Here is a 16,071-nt window from a genome sequence, read left to right as displayed (position 1 = left end):
TGCCGGATGGGCGGGTGGGTAGCAGCGTGAGTCGGGTGGCCACGGAGGTCATGGGGTCTCCTCGGTACGGTCTGACGGGGATGGGCGGAAGAGTCCGGGCGGTTCGGCCGCCGCGAAGCGGTACAGCGTGGGAGGGCGGTGCCGGGCGCCGGCGAGGCGCTCGCCGGTGTCTCGGAGCTGGCCGGAGGACAGGACGTGGCGCCGGAAATTGGGGGGATCCAGGGCTTTGCTGATGATGGCTTCGTGCACCTCGCGCAGGGCCGCGATCGTGAACGTCTCCGGCAGGAACGCCCGGGCCACGGTTGGCTCGGCGATGCGACCGCGCAGGTGTTCCAGGGCGTGGGCCACGATGAGTGAGTGGTCGAACGCGAGGTCCGGCAGGTCGGTGACGCGCAGCCACGTGACGTTGAGGTCGTTCTCGCCCATCGCGGCCTCGTGCGGCGGGAGGGAGGCCCAGTAGACCACGGTGACCTGGCGTTCTTCGGCCCCGGCGGAGCGGGTCAGCCCGCCGAACGTGGCCAGTTGTTCCAGGTGGGTGGGGGCCAACCCGGTGGTCAGGGTGAGGCTGCGCAGGGCGGAGTCCTCGAGATCTTCAGTGGATCGCAATGGACCGCCCGGCAAAGCCCACATGCCGCGGTAGGGATCGCGAATCCGGCGGACCAGGGGTAACCACAGCTCGTGGGCACTGTTCTCGCCCGTGGGGCGGACCGTGAAGATCACCGTGGACACGGCCAGCAGCACGCGCTGATCGGTCATGGCGGCTCCCCGGTCTTCGACGCCCCGCGGGGCCGGATCGTTAGTGTCAAGATGACTCTAACTTGTTAAAGTCGTTATGACCATATGTGCGACGGGATGCTTCACGCAGCAGGGAGCAGGGCGGTCCACCGAGCGGGGGTCCCGTTCCCCGGGGATGCCAGGAGGCCATCGGGGTGCGGGAGCGTGTCGGCGGGCCCGGCTTGCCGCGCGCCGTCGCCGACGCCGTCGGTGCGAGGGGTCGAACGCTCGGGATGCCTGCTACCGTGTGCCGTCGCGGTTGCCGTCGTCCCCCACGGCCGTCGAGTCCGTCGCGTTGGAGGTGGCCCCACCGCGGCGTAGCTGGCGTCCAGGTCCGAGTGTTCGACGCCGGCCCTGGAGAGGATCTCGCGACCGCAGCGGACTGCTTCGGCAACCGTTCCGCCGTTGGCCACCACGGCGGCGGTGATCCGTGCCGCGAAGTCCTCGGCGAGCACGTCCGTCCCGGGGTCGTGGGAATGGGATGTGTGCTGGGTGCTCAAGGGTGGACTGTCCTCGGACTCGCGGGCGGTGGATGTGGCCGGTGGTGGGTGTTGCTGATGGTGGGTGCCGCTGGTCAGCCTCATTCAGGGCGGGGAGGCCGGACCCCGCGGTGGGCGCGGTAGGGTCACACGTGCACCGCCGCATGGAAAGGATATGCCCGGGTGAACGCGACCAATCCCTCCGAGCTGGTTCTCACCGGCGAGTTCCGGGAGGCCCTGCAGCGGCTGCACCACGGGGAGAGCGTGTTCCTCACGGGCAAGGCCGGGACCGGTAAGTCCACCCTGATCCGGGAGTTCATGGCCCACACCCGGCGCAACGTGGTGGTCGTGGCACCCACGGGTATCGCGGCGTTGAACGTGGGCGGGTACACGATCCACCGGTTGCTCTCGTTGGCCCCGGGGATGTCCCCGGAGGAGGTGCGGCGCGGACGGTACTACCCCGGCCGGTTCGCGGCCACCCTGCGCGAGTTGCACACGCTGATCGTGGACGAGGCGTCCATGGTCCGGGCGGATCTTTTCGACTGCCTCGTGGCCGCCCTGGAACGTTTCGGCCCCAAACCCGGGCGCAAGTATGGCGGTGTGCAGCTGGTGTTGGTGGGGGACCTCTACCAGTTGCCGCCCGTGGTCACCGATCACGAACGCGAGTACTTCGCGACCCGCTACTCCACCCCGTACTTCTTCTCCGCGGACACCTACCACCGGGACGACTTCGCCACGGTGGAACTGACCACAGTGTTCCGTCAGCTCGGGGACGACCGTCTCGTGGACATCCTCAATGCCGTGCGGGAGGGTGCGCTGCTCGAGGAGGCCCGCCGGGAGCTCAACGCCCGCACCAACCCGGACTTCACCCCGCCCATCGACGAGTTCTGGCTGACCCTGACCACGACCAGCCGGATGGCCACGTCCCGCAACCGCGGGATGCTCGAGCAGATCCCCGAGCCGGCCGTGCACCACTCCGCGATCCTCACGGGGCAGCTGGACGGGTTCGAGATCCCCGTGGACCGGGAGCTCGTGTTCAAACGCGGCGCGCAGGTCATGATGCTCACCAACGATCCCTCCGACCGGTGGGTCAACGGCACGATCGCCAAGGTGGCCGACCACTTCTGGGAGGACGGCGAGCTCATCGTGTACATCGAGCTCCCCGACGGTCACCTGGCCAAGGTCGAACCCAACCTGTGGGAGGTGACGCGGCCCGCCGTCGAACACGGAACGCTGCGCCACGACGTGATCGGGACGTACACGCAGCTGCCGTTCCGCCTCGCGTGGGCGGTGACCATCCACAAGAGCCAGGGGCAGACGCTCGACAATGTGGTGGTGGACCTGACCGGGGGCACGTTCGCCGACGGCCTGGAGCTGAGCACCCTGGTCAACCCCACGCGGGACATGGGGGACGCGCGCAGCGCATACGGGATCACCGCGGGCCAGGTCCAGCTCGCGCCCCTGCTCACGGACGCGTGGGCCGCGCTCGCCCCGCACCTCGCGGGTCGCGTCCCCGTGGGCGCGGACATCGACCGCCAGCTCGGGTACCTCGATTACGAGCTCAAACTCACGGGGTACGTCACGCACATGCCCCTGGGGTACGACGTCGCCGCGGGGCGGGTCTCCGCCCAGCAGCGCCGCGGTCTCGGGGCGGCGACGGCGCTCGAACGGGCCCGCGCGGTGCGTGAGATCGCGGCTTCGTCGGGCGTCGCGGAGGGACTGGCCGATCCGTTCCCCGAAGCTCAGGACCGGTCGGGCTATCTCATGCCCCGGCCGGACGGTGTCACCGGGTTCGCCGTGCGGTGCAGTGCGGATACCGCGGGGCACCCGGGTGCGGTACTCGCCGAGAAGTTGCGGGAGGCCGGGGAGCGCGGGCGGCTCTCCGCGCAGAGCCTCGCGGTGGTGCGCGCCGTGGAGGAGCACACGGGTGAGTACATCCTGGACGGGTCGGCCGATGCGGCTCAGGGGATCGAGGCCGTCCTGGTGCCGGGTGCGCGGATCTGTTTCACCGGAACGGTGATCGGCCCCGACGGGCGGGAGGTCTACCGGGAGGACCTCGAGGACATGGCCGTGGAGCGTGGGCTGCAGCCGGTGGCCAACGTGACCAAGACCCGCTGCGACGTCCTGGTCACCGCGGAGGACGGCTCGCAGTCGAACAAGGCCAAGAACGCCGCGAAGTGGGGTAAGCCGGTGTTCACCGCCCGGGAGTTCACGGCGTGGTGGCGGGGTGAGCCCGCCTCCGCCGGGCCGGAGTCGGCCGCGGAAGCGGGCGTGGTGATCCGCCCACTGATCGACCCGGCCGGCTGAACCGGGTTATCTGGCACCGGTGGCCACGGGATCCGTGGTGACCGCAGCGGCGTCGTCGGGCAGGACCGTGCGCTCGCGGCCCTTGCCGCGCACGAACGCGAAGAACACCGCCGTCATGATGACGAGCCACGCGAGCCCGGCGCTCAGGGCGATGCGGGTGTCCGGGGTGAAGGCGAGCAGCACGATCACGAACGCCATGAACGCGAGGGCCGCGTACGTGCTCACGCGACCGCCGGGCAGGGGGTAGGAACTGCGCGGGGCGCCGGCGCGGGCGCGCTCACGGGACATGCCCAGGTGGGAGACCAGGATCATGATCCACACCCACACGGTCGCGAACGTGGCCAGGGACGCGATGATCAGGAACACGTTCTCCGGGATCACCGCGTTGAGCACCACACCGATCAACAGCACCACGGCCATGAGCGCCACGGTGAGGGTGGGCACGCCGCTGCGGCCCACGTGGGTGAACGCGCGCGGCGCGTGACCCTGCTGCGCGAGCCCGTAGACCATGCGCCCGGAACCGAAGATGTCCGAGTTGATCGCGGAGATCGCCGCGGTGATGATCACCGCGTTGAGGATGTGGGGTGCGAACGGGATGCCCAGGGAGTCGAAGATCTGCACGAAGGGGCTGACCTCGCCGGTGACCTCGTTCCACGGGAAGAGGCTCATGAGCACGAACAGGGTCAGCACGTAGAACAGCAGGATCCGCACGGGCACCGTGTTGATCGCGGCGGGGATGGTCTTGGCGGGGATCCGGGCCTCACCGGCGGTGATGCCGATGGTCTCGATCCCGCCGAACGCGAACATCACCACGGAGAAGGACAGCAGCAGACTGGTGAACCCGTTGGGGAAGAGACCGCCGTGATCCACCAGGTTGTGCAGCCCGGGCGGGGTGTCGGAGGGGACGGCGAAGCCGAAGAGCAGGATCGCGAAACCGCCCACGATCATGAGGATGATGGCCGTGACCTTCACGACCGAGAGCCAGAACTCCAGCTCACCGAAGACCTTGACGTTGAGAAGGTTCAGCCCGGTGATCAGCAGCACGATGGCCAGCACCCAGATCCACTGGGGTGTGTCCGGGAACCAGAACTGCATGTAGATGCCGAACGCCGTGACGTCCGCGAGGGCCACGATCGCCATCTCGAACACGAACGTCCACCCTGTGATGAAACCGGCCAGGGGACCCAGGTAGCGGCCGGCGTACTGACCGAAGGATCCCGAGACGGGGTGGAGCACGGCCATCTCACCGAGCGCACGCATCACCAGGAACACCACGGCCCCGCCCACGATGTACGCGAACAGCACCGCGGGGCCCGCGGTCTGGATGGCCGAGGCCGAGCCGTAGAACAGCCCCGTCCCGATCGCCGAGCCGAGGGCCATGAAGCGGACGTGGCGCACGGTCAGTCCGCGTTTGAGGGCGGCGGGGAATTCGCTCACGGGCGGTCCTTCTCCAGGGTTTCCAGGTGGCGGCCGGGGCGCCGCACACCAGGGGCGGCCGGATCCGGGCCTCTAGGAGATTACACCGGGCGCGTACCCGCCCCGGCTCGTGGGGCGAGAATGAACGGGGTGCATGCCAGGATGCAGGTGCGCCGGCGGAACAGGACGCCGGTGTATCGGTGACAAAGGTGCGCCACATCACCACCGCTGCGCCGTAATCACGTGTCATGGCCCCGCGGTTGCGTACGTTGGGCGCAGCAGACTCCGCCGGCAGAACGGAACCAGAGATGTCCTCGTCCACGCCCCGTGCCCGCTCGCACGGCACACAGAAGGGGACCGGTGGCCTGCTCCGGGTCCTGAACTGGATCGAGTGGGTGGGCAACAAGCTTCCCGACCCGTTCTGGCTGTTCCTCCTGCTCGCGGGGGTCGTGATCCTGCTCAGCTGGATCCTCTCCGCCGTGGGACTCAGCGCGGTCAACCCCGCCACGGGCGAGACGGTGGCGGTCACCAATCTGTTGGCCCCGGACGGGCTGCGCAAGATGGTCGCGGAAGCGGTCACGAACTTCGTGGAGTTCCCGCCCCTGGGGCTCGTGGTCGTGATCCTGTTGGGCGTGGCCGTGGCCGAACAGTCCGGAATGCTCTCCGCGGCGCTGCGCGGCTCGGTGTCCCGCGTGGGTCCCAAGTGGCTGACCTTCGTCCTGGCACTCACGGGCATCACGGGGTCCATCGCCTCGGACGCGATGTACGTGGTGCTGATCCCCCTGGGTGCGCTCGCGTTCAAGGCCGCCGGCCGGTCCCCGGTCGTGGGGCTCGTGGTGGCGTTCTGCTCGGTCGCGGCGGGCTTCAACGCGTCCCTGTTGCCGACGGCGTCGGACGCCCTCCTGGGTGGCATCACCACCGCCGCCGCGGGGCTGATCGACGACAGCGTGATCGTCACCCCGGTCTCCAATTACTTCTTCACCTTCGTGTCGTCGCTCGTGCTCGCGGCGATCATCACCCTGGTCACGGAGACCGTGCTCGCCAAACGCGGTGCGGCGCTCGAGGAGGACACGGATACCAAGCAGCAGAACATGGGGGACTTTGAGGACATGCGCCTGAAGCCCCGCGAGAAGCGGGGTCTGCGCAACGCCGGCATCGCGTTCGCGATCATGATCGTGATCTATCTCGCGGTCCTGCTGATCCCCGGCTCACCTCTGCGCGCGGAGGACGGTTCCGTGCTGATGTCCCCGCTGCTGCTCAACGTGGGCATCGTGATCGCGGTGATGTTCGCCGTCGTCGGCTGGATCTACGGACGGGCCGCCGGGACCATGACCGAGGCGCGACAGATCCCCGAGGCCATGGCCACGGGACTGACCACCGTGACCCCCGTGCTGGTGCTGTTCTTCGCCGCGGCCCAGTTCACCGCGTACTTCCAGTGGTCCGGGATCGGTCCCGTCCTGGCGATCTACGGCGCGGACTTCATCGGCTCGCTGGGACTGCACCCCATCCTCACGTTCACCGGGATCGTGGCGATCGTGGCCGTGATGAACCTGCTCATCACCTCGGGCTCGGCGCAGTGGACCCTGCTGGCCCCGGTGATGGTGCCCATGCTCATGCTGCTCGACGTCTCACCGGAGATGACCCAGGCGTTGTTCCGGATCGGGGATTCCCCCACCAATGTGATCAGCCCCGTGAGCCCGTACTTCGCCCTGGTCCTCGGGTACCTGCGCCGCTACCAGAAGGAAGCGGGCGTGGGCACGCTCATCTCCCTGGTGCTGCCGGTCTCGATCGCCATGCTCATCGGCTGGTTCCTGCTGTTCATCGTGTGGTACCTGCTGGGTCTGCCGCTGGGCCCGCAGGACCTCTGAGGCCACGGTGCCCGCGGGACCGTCTGAGTTGCTGGGCGGTCTCTGGGCGGACGGACTGCTGGAGAGACAGCTGGGCACCTCCCGGGGCAGAGGTGGCCTTTCGTGCTGACACCCCCTCCTTTGAGAAAAAGTTCTTCAACCGTGCACGCCATTCAATGGAGGGCCGTATATCGATGCACTGACCGAAAGGAGCGATACCATGCTGAGGGGTGTCCTAGTTTGCGTATTCTTCGCAGTTCTATACCCCTATCCGGGGAACTGCTGCATGGATAGGTCAGGGAGCTATTCAAGCAGTAGTCCCGTCTGACTATGTTGGAGGTGCTGCTGCGCCGGTACCGGTGCACCGGGGGCGGGCACGAATGGCGTCAGGACTGCGGCGTTGCAGCGCAGCCGTGGGCCATGCTCTCGCGCTGGGGGCTGCGGTGGCCTCTGGTAGTCGACGTGTGTGAGCACCTGACGTTCGCCAGGGTCGCCGAGGGTCTGGGAGTGTCGTGGAACGCCGCGAACGACGCGGTCTAGTTGTTGTGGGGCATGAGGTATTCGCCGTGGATGTGCCACTGAGATGAGGAGCGGGCTCCTCGCCACACGATGTTAGTTCCTACACCGTCCGTCCGCAGCAAGAGAGCCCGTTCATGCCCCACAACATTTAGCATTACCCATTTTTGGCTCCGACGGTTCCATGGGCGGCCTGAAAAGGCACGAATACCCGTTCATGGTTCGTGCCTTCTGGTTCACGGAGCGGTACGCGCGTTCGGGTCGCTTGGAGAGAGCTTAGGAACCCGCGCGCACTCCGGTGGGGTCCTTATCGGAATTGGGCCTTCTGGTCGAAGAGTACGACGTAGCCGCCCACAGGATGGCGGGTAATTTTCCGCAAGGGTTCAGTCACCTGGGATTGACTTGAGCTGCGGGACGCGGGTAAATAATCGATCCGCCGGTCAGGCGCCGGTATGGCCCATGCGGCGGGAAATCTCCGTGGCCACAAGACTGGCCGCATGGCAGATGTGCCGCGCCTGTTCCTCACCTACGCGGAAGCGTGGCGCAGCGACCATGAGACCGGCCACCAGATCGCCCCGGTGGTCCCGGATCCCGGCGCAAATGCCCACCTCGTCCACGGAGGTCTTGCCGTAGTTGAGGGCCACGCCCGAGAGGCGGACCTCCGCCAGTTTCCGCAGGTAGTTCGCCACATGGGGTTCGTCCTGGACGGGTAGCTCTATGGCGCCCGACGTGACCAGAGACCGGATACGCGGTTCGGGGTGGTCGGAGAGGAACAGCTGGACGGATGAGCTGTATGCGGTGTTGTACCGGGTGCCCAGAGGGGAGGTGTGCTTGATCGAATGCGGGCTCGGCAATTGTTCCACGCACACCGCCTCGAAGCCGTTCCACAGCAGCAGGGCAGTGGTCTCCCCGGTCTGCGCTGTGAGCTCCTGCATGTGCGGGTAGGCTACGCGCCGAACGTCCATAGTGGCCAGCAACGGACCGGACACCGTAATCAGCCCCATCCCCAGGCGGAACTGGCGGGACACAGGATCTCGCTCGACCACGTCCGAGTTCTCCAGGGTGGCGAGGATCCGGGACACCGAGGACTTGTGCAGGCCCACCCGGCTCGCGATCTCGGTGACCCCCAGCAGGGGTTCCTCCGCCGAGAAGCAGCGCAGGACGGCCAGGGCGTGGTCGATCACCGAATTGCCCTGCGGTCGCCCCGGTTGCTGGGATGTTGCGCTCATCGGTGTTTCGTCCTTCCGAGGGGTTGTCCACCGGGCCGGGGTGCTCGGTGGTGACACGGGTGGGGGCCGTGGGACGGTGATGCCGTCCCACGCCCCCACCCGTTCGGCGCCGCATCGGGTTGCGGCGCCGAGGCCCGATATCGCGGATTAGGCGTCCACGATGTTCTTCTCCGGGCCGTACGGGAACTTGGTGATGTTCTCGGCACCATCCTCGCCGACCACCAGGATGTCGTGCTCACGGTACCCGCCCGCTCCGGGCTGGCCCTCGGGAACGGTGATCATGGGTTCCATGGACACGACCATTCCCGGTTCCAGAACGGTGTCGATGTCTTCACGCAGCTCCAGGCCCGCCTCGCGGCCGTAGTAGTGGGACAGCACACCGAAGGAGTGCCCGTAGCCGAAGGTGCGGTTGGGCAGCAGGTTGTGGGAGACGTAGATCTTGTTCAGTTCCGCGGCGATGTCCTTGCAGACGGCGCCGGGCTTGATGAGCTCCAACCCGGCCTCGTGGACCTCCACATTGATGTTCCACAGTCGCAGGGATTCCGCGTCCGGCTCACCCAGGAACATGGTGCGTTCCAAGGCCGTGTAGTAACCGCTGGTCATGGGGAAGCAGTTCAGGGAGAGGATGTCCCCGCGGCGCAGCTTACGGGTGGTGGCCCAGTTGTGGGCGCCGTCCGTGTTGATTCCTGACTGGAACCACACCCACGTGTCGCGAATCTCGGAATCCGGGAACGTGCGGGCGATCTCGTGGGTCATGGCCTCGACGCCAGCCAGAGCGACTTCGTACTCCATGACGCCCTCGCGGATGGCCTTGCGGATCGCCTCGCCACCCAGGTCGCCGATGCGGGCGCCGTGCTTGATGACTTCGATCTCTTCTGCGGACTTGATCGTCCGCTGGCGCATGGAGTCCTGGGAGACGTCCACCAGCTCGGCGTCCGGGAAGGTTTCCCGGAAACGACGGCGGATCAGCTCGGGCATCGTGTCGTCCTCCACACCGAGGCGCCTGGCGGTGATCCCGCGCTCCTGCAAGGCCTGCTGGACGCCGTAGTAGTAGTTGTCACGGCGCCAGTCGGTGTAGACGATGTTCTCGCCGTAGCTGCGCCGCCACGGCATGCCGGCGTCGATGTTGGCCGTCACCGAGACGGAGTCCTCGGGGGTGACCACGAGGGCGTATGAGCGGCCGAAGTAGGTGAACAAGAAATCGGAGTAGTACTTGATGCCCTGGTAGCTAGTGAGCACCACGGCGTCCAGGTCCTTCTCCGCCATGATCTGACGCAGCCCGCCCAGTCGACGCTCGAACTCCGCATCCGAGAACGTCAGGGGCGTTTTCTCGCCGTTGTGCAGGACCTTGAGGCGCTCGAGTTCGGAGACGCTGGTGGTGGTTGGGGTATTGGTGGACATTATTTCTCCTTTGTGTGGTGTGGATGTCCAGACTCGAGGGCGTACGTTCAGCGCTCGAGCCCGAGTTCGGTGGAAAGATCGGTTGCCAAGTCCGTAACGGTCCGCTCGAACAGCAGCCGCCCTTTCTGCGCCGTGGAACCACTCGGTGCGGACAGTGCGCCCGTGTGCGGGGTCCGTTCCGGAACGACCGGAAGCCGGTCGAACCGGGGGAGCAGCGCGGGGTTGTGTTCCACGGCCTTGTCCATGTGCACCAGCTCGGGGTGCAGATGGAGCATGAGGGAGGTTTCGAGGACTCCGCCGTGTTCGATGTCCCAGCCCGGGAAGCCCTGGGGGTACACGGTTGCGAGGGTGCTCTCGGAAACGTAGTCCCAGTAGGACAACAGAAGGACCGACGGGCCGGCGGGGTCGGACAGGCCGAGTTCACGCAGCGCCAGGTCCACGCCCTCGTAGAGAAATTGGTAGTTCTCGTAGTGGCCGTTGACGAACACCACGTTGCGGACACCTTGCTGCAGGAACGAGCGGGTGATGTCCCGGGCGATGCCGATCAAGTTGTCGGCATCGAGGCTCAGGGTGCCCCGCAAGTGGTTTCCCCCGCCGGACTTCTGCTGGGATTTGTATCCGTAGTTGAGAGTCTGGGCCACCTTGGCGCCGGTGCGCTCGGCCGCCCCCAGGCTCACGGCGGTCGCGAGCAGGCTGTCGGTTCCCAGGGGGAGGTGGGGCCCGTGTTGTTCGAGCGCTCCCACGGGGACCAGGACTGTGGCGCGGTCGTTGTCGAGCCAGTTGGAGAATTCAGGTGCCGTGGCATGTGCGAGCAGGGAAGTTTTCACGCGTGTCCCCCTTTCATGGAATCTTCATCCGGCGCGGTGGAAGGCCGGCGGGAATCCGCGACGGAGGTGTCGGTGAGGATGGGCATCTCTCCGGTTGGGAGACCGTGCTCGTCCACGTAGTCGTCTTCAGGACGAGGATTCGGGTCGTTGATCTCCTTCTCGAGTCTCCTGCTGTCCTTGGTCCGTGTGACCAGCCTGCGGATCAGGTTGGCGATCATCAGGAAGATGATGAAGGAGAAGGGGAAGGCCCCGATAATAGTGCCGGTCTGGACCGTGTCGACCACCGAGGTGCCACCGATGGACAGGAGCACGGTCGCCACGGCGGCAATGCTCACAACCAGGACCACACGGAACCACGGACCGGCCTTCCGGGGTGCGGAGACGAACTCGGCAAGCGCGTAGGTCCCTGAGTCAAGGCTGGTGACGTAGTAGGTCGCCACGAGGATGGTGGCCACCACCAGGAGGATCCCTCCCACGATCGGAACCATTTCGAGCGCTGCGAACAGACCGGAGGAGGTGTCTGCGGCGACCTTCTCTGCAATTTCACCGCTGCTTTGTTGGTTGTAGTACACCGCGGCAGATCCGATGATGCCGATCCAGATCATGACGATCAACGACGGGATAATGGTCACGCCCAGGATGAATTCCCGGATGGTGCGACCACGGGAAATCCTGGCGATGAATCCCCCGACGAAGGGGGAGAAGGCGATCACCCAGCACCAGATGAAGACTGTCCACGGTCCACTCCAGCTATCGGACCAGCTCTCAAGAGGGGCGCCGGATGTGCCGGAGTCGGACCAGAAGCTCATCGGGATGAAGTTGTAGATGAAGGTACCGAAGGTCTGCGTTAGGTTCGAAAGAACGAAAACGATGGGGCCGAAGAGGAAGACCCCCACCACCAGCACGATACTGAGCACCGAGTTGGCCTCGCTGATGCGCTTCATGCCCTTGTTGACCCCGACGAATGCCGAGAAAGCGGCGAACGCGGCCAGTGCGACGATGACGATGACCCATACGGTGATGCTCGGCTCCACGCCGGTGAAGGTGGACAGGCCGCTGGTGAACTGCATCACGGCAAAACCGAAAGAAGTCGCGAGACCCAGCACGGTGGCGATGATGGCCAATAGTTCGACAATCACGCCTGCGGAACGCTGCAGGGGTGCGGGGAGAATGTCAACGGTGGCCTCACGGAAGGTCAGGGTCTTCCCCAGATTATGGTGGGAGTAGGCAAGGCAGATGGCAACCACGCAGTACATCGCCCACGCGGTCAATCCCCAGTGGAAATAGGCCCAGACCATCCCGGGTTCCCCCGGGCTGTCGGAGCCCGGGACCACGGGAGCCTCGTCGCCCAGCAGCATGGGCTCGGCAACGGACCAGAAGATCAGTCCCACGCCCTGCCCGCAGGCGAACAGCATCGAGTACCAGGCGAACTTGCTGTGCTCGGGCCGAGCCTTCGGGCCGCCCAGCCGAACCCGGCCGATCTTGCTGAACGCCAACCACGCGCACACTGCGATGGCCGTCAAGGAATAGAGCACGAACCACCAGGTGAATCCGGAGGTCACCCACGTCCGAAGATCGTTGATGACGCGAGCCGACCCGTCGGGATTGACGCTGACGGCCACGATGACCGCGATGATCAACAGCGGGGGCAGGACCGTGATGATCGTTCGATCGACCTGTGGGATTACCCGTCCTCGGAACCGTGGAAGCGAAACCTTCAGCTGCTGATCTGCCTCGGGCACTGCTTCGCCCGTGCGGTCAGTGACCTGCTGGTCTTTAGTGCGGGTCATGGGGCCTCCTTCCATCGACGGCGATCTCGCCGACGACCGTTCGCTAAAAATGCAGGATGGCTGGCTGTCCACCGAAGTTGCATTCAGCAATACGGTGTTGCAAAAAAAGTGAACCACACCACAGTGCCTTGGTCAAGGGTGCCAGCAGATTTGGGTTCTTTTCTTCATGCGCACGTAATCTCCCCACGAAACGTTGATGTAAGCGGAACCTGTACGCAACCCTGTTGCAACACTGGTCAGTTCTGCGACCCAAGCGCAACGGAGGGTGTAGGGGCAAACGCGATCAATGGGTGAGTGGGCGGCCTGCAGTCTCTTTGGAGACGGCTACGGCGATCAAAGATCCAAGAGCTGCAACCACCAAGTACCACGCGGGTGCCAATGGTGTACCGAGAGCTGAAATTAAAAGGGTAGCCATGAAAGGCGCGGTGCCGCCGAACAACGCATTGGAGACATTGAAACTGACGGCAAAACCGCTATAACGCATTCGGGTGGGGAATGATTCGGCCAGGAAGCTGGGTAGTGTCCCGTCGTTGAGGGTCAGCATGGCTCCGAGGACCACCTGAAGTATGAGGATCAGGACAAACGAGCCGGTGTCCAAGAGCATGAAGATGGGGACCGTGAGCACCATGAAGCTGATAGACGCCGCCATCAGCACTTTCTTTCGCCCAAATCGGTCTGAGGCCATCCCTGTCAGGAAAATGAATCCCACATATGTGACCAGGGCGATGGACGTGGCAATGAAGGACTCCGTCTGGCCGAGCCCCACTTCCTCGTGGAGGTACGTCGGCATGTAGCTGAGCAGTATGTAGAAGCCCACCGCGTTCAGTAGTACCGCGCCGATGGTGCGCAGCAACGTCCACCAGTGGTACTTGAACATGTCCAGGACCGGGGTTGATTTTGTCTGTTCCTGTTTCGCGAGTTCGCGGAACACGGGTGCGTCCTCGAGCCGGTTGCGGATGTATCGGCCGATGAGACCCATCGGTCCCGCCAGAAGGAAGGGGACCCTCCAGCCCCAGGACAGCATCTGATCGTCGGAGAGAATGGCCGTGAGACCGGCGACGAACAACGAGCCGAAGAGCAGGCCACTTGCCGTACTCGCCGGTACCACCGCTGCGTAAACCCCTCGCTTGTGGTCCGGGGCGTACTCCACCAGGAAGGCCGAGGCGCCCGCGTACTCGCCCGCGGCTGAAAACCCTTGGACCACACGCACGAGCAGCAACAGGATGGGTGCCGCAATGCCAATAGTTTTGTAGTCGGGAATCAGGGCGATAGCGAACGTGGCGGCGGACATCACCAGGATGGAGAACGACAGAGCCACCGTTCGCCCGATTTTGTCCCCGATGTGCCCCCAGACGAACCCGCCTATCGGTCGGATGAAGAACGAGATGGCGAAGAGGCCGAAAGTTGCGAGCAGGGCTGTTTGCGGGTCCGATTCCGGGAAGAACACTCGTGCGATGGTTGCGGCCAAATAGCCGTACACCGCGTAATCGAACCACTCCACGAAGTTGCCGACGAAGCTCGCAGCAATGACTCGGTGTCGCTCGCTGGAGGTGACCGCTTTTGAGGTGATGCTGGATGTGTGTTGTGCCACAGGATTCCTTTCGGGCGGCCTGTCATGTAGAGGCAGGAGTGTGATCAGTGGCAGTGGAAAACTCACTAAGCAGACAACTACGTTGCAGTGAGCGCAAGCTAGTTGCCTAAAAATAGGCTACATCACATGTCGAGTCAAGGCTTGGAGGGCAAAATTTTGCGGTCGTTCGCTCCGGAACACCCCCCGGGAGACCTCTTCCAGGGCGCTGGGCCCCGATTCGTACAAACCCGGCGGGAGGGGGTCAAACCGCACCAGAACGTCGCAACGGCACAACTTTGTTGCAATCGATGCAACTTTAAGGATGTTTTGACTCAACGACTGCGGCCAGCCTGTCGCCCCGGGAGGTTGGCCGGGAAGCAGAAGGGTATTGCTTCTCGGCGAAGACCCCACAGCCGCGGACCTCGCGAGGGGCGGGGCGCCAAGGGGGGAATTCGGTCCCTGCGGGGCCGGTCCCTGCGGGGCGGGCATCCGCTTTCTCGCCGAATGGAGCCGCGGCGATATCGGTGGCGGACGGGGCGATTTGGTGGGGCTGGGTGTCGTCCATGACCTGGTGCCGGGTTTCGGGCAGCAACCATGTCGCGATAAGCGCCCCCCGTGGCGGTCATTGTGAGATAGGTCGCGGGGGCCAGGTGGTTGTCGGTTTGAGAAGAACTGCGCTTCTGCGTTCCCGGGAACGAGCCTTGAGCTCTTCCTGACCTCCAACCGCATCGACACTCTGATTGTGACCGGTGCGACTGCGGCCGGGTGTGTGTCACACCGTCGAGGATGCGATCGGGAAGGGATTCCGCCCGATCATCCCCAGGGAGACCATCGGCGATCGTGTCCCCGGCGTCGTGCAGTGGGACCTCTACGACATCGACAACAAGTTCGGTGACGTGGAGTCCACGGATTCGGTGGTGGATTACCTGAACGGCCTCCCGCAATTCGAGGACACGGCCCCGAAGACCCTTGCGGATCCCCAGCATGAGGTGGCGGCCCCCGCGGATCCGGCCTGAGCCGCACCGCACTATAGGAGGCCCACGCCTCGGCATCCCCAGCCCGATCCGACCGCCACTGGATCGGGCTGGGGATGCGTGTGTGTCTGAAATACGGCAGCCATCAACTGATCCGCTATGCCGAACCACCACCAACACTGCCCGGTGGCCCCGTGAGGCGTCAGAGCACCTTGCGCATGTGCTGCTCGAACTCGCCCACGTGCTCGCGCATGATCTCCGCGGCGTCCTCACCGCGGCCACTCAGAACGGCGTCCAGCAATTGGGAGTGGATGGCAATGTGTTCCACGGGGGTGGGGTTCCGGGTGGCGGCCAGGCACCAGATCCGGGTGGCCAGGTTCCCGTACCGGTTCAGTGTGGCCTCCAGATGGGCGTTGCTGGCGGCGTGGTAGAGGGCACGGTGAATCGTGCTGTCCCAGCGCAACGCGTCCTGCGGGTCGGAGGAATCTCCCGGGGAGGCGGCATCGAGCTGGCCCTTGAGGTCCTCGAGCTCACCGCGTGAGCGGTGGTCCAGTCGCTGGGCGGCCAGCTGCGCGGCGAGGGGTTCGAGCACCTCCCGGACCTCCGAGACCTCGGAGAGCACGGTGATGTCCACGGAGGTGGCGAACGTGCCGCGACGAGGGAAAGTGGTCACCAGCCGCTCGGACTCCAGCCGCTTCAGCGCCTCACGCAGCGGAGTACGGCCCACCTCGAGCTCGAGCCCCAGCTGCGTCTCGTTCAGCGGGTCGCCAGGGGCGATGTCCAAGAAAATTAGCCTGTCCTGGAGAAGTTCGAACGCGCGGGTGGCCAACGATCCGCTTGATCCCGTGTCCTTCATCCGGCCCCTCCTCTCGGTTCCGACCAGATTCTAACCGGGGTTCGCGCCGACCGACCGATGGATCACCGGGCCGCGGCAGCCGGCC

At 65.3% G+C, this 16,071-nt stretch carries 12 protein-coding genes and 1 pseudogene; 5 read left to right on the top strand and 8 right to left on the bottom strand.

Features of this window, described 5'->3' with window-relative positions:
- Window positions 1-48: 48 nt before the first annotated feature.
- Complete coding sequence (locus J1M36_RS05215; RefSeq protein ID WP_193519169.1) at window positions 49-756, bottom strand: NUDIX domain-containing protein; 708 nt, start codon at window positions 754-756, stop codon at window positions 49-51.
- A gap of 423 nt (window positions 757-1,179) precedes the next feature.
- Between J1M36_RS05215 and J1M36_RS05210 the strand changes: the two genes are divergently transcribed.
- Complete coding sequence (locus J1M36_RS05210; protein ID WP_206478790.1) at window positions 1,180-1,332, top strand: hypothetical protein; 153 nt, start codon at window positions 1,180-1,182, stop codon at window positions 1,330-1,332.
- Between the two features lie 104 nt (window positions 1,333-1,436).
- Complete coding sequence (locus tag J1M36_RS05205; RefSeq protein WP_206478789.1) at window positions 1,437-3,560, top strand: AAA family ATPase; 2,124 nt, start codon at window positions 1,437-1,439, stop codon at window positions 3,558-3,560.
- A 6-nt stretch (window positions 3,561-3,566) separates the two neighbouring features.
- On the opposite strand, the gene J1M36_RS05200 is transcribed toward J1M36_RS05205, so the two are convergent.
- Window positions 3,567-4,940 carry an amino acid permease gene (locus J1M36_RS05200; protein WP_241246903.1) on the bottom strand — a complete coding sequence of 458 codons (1,374 nt, stop codon included), beginning with the start codon at window positions 4,938-4,940 and terminating at the stop codon, window positions 3,567-3,569.
- 344 nt (window positions 4,941-5,284) lie between these two features.
- Here J1M36_RS05200 and J1M36_RS05195 point away from each other — a divergent pair, with 344 nt between their 5' ends.
- Both J1M36_RS05195 and J1M36_RS05190 read left to right on the top strand, forming a co-directional pair.
- On the top strand, window positions 5,285-6,844 hold the full coding sequence (locus J1M36_RS05195; protein ID WP_064846968.1) for an AbgT family transporter: 1,560 nt from the start codon (window positions 5,285-5,287) through the stop codon (window positions 6,842-6,844).
- A gap of 300 nt (window positions 6,845-7,144) precedes the next feature.
- Window positions 7,145-7,360 (top strand): annotated as a pseudogene (locus J1M36_RS05190) (ISL3 family transposase); the annotation flags it as partial.
- Window positions 7,361-7,779: 419 nt separating this feature from the next.
- Here J1M36_RS05190 and J1M36_RS05185 read toward each other — a convergent pair.
- The 5 genes from J1M36_RS05185 to J1M36_RS05165 all read right to left on the bottom strand — a co-directional run bounded on the left by J1M36_RS05185 (window position 7,780) and on the right by J1M36_RS05165 (window position 14,177).
- The gene (locus J1M36_RS05185; RefSeq protein WP_064846970.1) at window positions 7,780-8,568 is read right to left on the bottom strand and encodes an IclR family transcriptional regulator; all 789 of its coding nucleotides are present in this window, start codon (window positions 8,566-8,568) and stop codon (window positions 7,780-7,782) included.
- A 147-nt stretch (window positions 8,569-8,715) separates the two neighbouring features.
- A complete protein-coding gene (locus J1M36_RS05180; RefSeq protein WP_206478787.1) occupies window positions 8,716-9,969 on the bottom strand; it encodes a M24 family metallopeptidase in 1,254 nt (417 codons plus the stop codon).
- 47 nt (window positions 9,970-10,016) lie between these two features.
- Entirely contained in the window at window positions 10,017-10,796 is a 780-nt protein-coding gene (locus J1M36_RS05175) for a creatininase (RefSeq protein ID WP_064845412.1), read from the bottom strand.
- On the bottom strand, window positions 10,793-12,586 hold the full coding sequence (locus J1M36_RS05170) for a BCCT family transporter (RefSeq protein ID WP_082943147.1): 1,794 nt from the start codon (window positions 12,584-12,586) through the stop codon (window positions 10,793-10,795). Before J1M36_RS05170 ends, J1M36_RS05175 begins: the two co-directional genes overlap by 4 nt.
- A gap of 283 nt (window positions 12,587-12,869) precedes the next feature.
- Window positions 12,870-14,177 (bottom strand): MFS transporter, encoded by a 1,308-nt coding sequence (locus J1M36_RS05165; protein WP_064845411.1) that lies wholly within the window; start codon window positions 14,175-14,177, stop codon window positions 12,870-12,872.
- 746 nt (window positions 14,178-14,923) lie between these two features.
- Between J1M36_RS05165 and J1M36_RS13090 the strand changes: the two genes are divergently transcribed.
- Window positions 14,924-15,172, top strand: a complete 249-nt coding sequence (locus tag J1M36_RS13090) for a hypothetical protein (RefSeq protein WP_231885443.1) — start codon at window positions 14,924-14,926, stop codon at window positions 15,170-15,172.
- A 160-nt stretch (window positions 15,173-15,332) separates the two neighbouring features.
- Here J1M36_RS13090 and J1M36_RS05155 read toward each other — a convergent pair whose 3' ends face one another.
- Window positions 15,333-15,986 carry a GntR family transcriptional regulator gene (locus tag J1M36_RS05155; RefSeq protein ID WP_064845410.1) on the bottom strand — a complete coding sequence of 218 codons (654 nt, stop codon included), beginning with the start codon at window positions 15,984-15,986 and terminating at the stop codon, window positions 15,333-15,335.
- Window positions 15,987-16,071: the final 85 nt, after the last annotated feature.

It is taken from the genome of Kocuria sp. KRD140 (assembly GCF_017168375.1).
Taxonomy (GTDB): domain Bacteria; phylum Actinomycetota; class Actinomycetes; order Actinomycetales; family Micrococcaceae; genus Kocuria; species Kocuria marina.
This window is presented reverse-complemented; position numbering and strand designations above follow the sequence as displayed.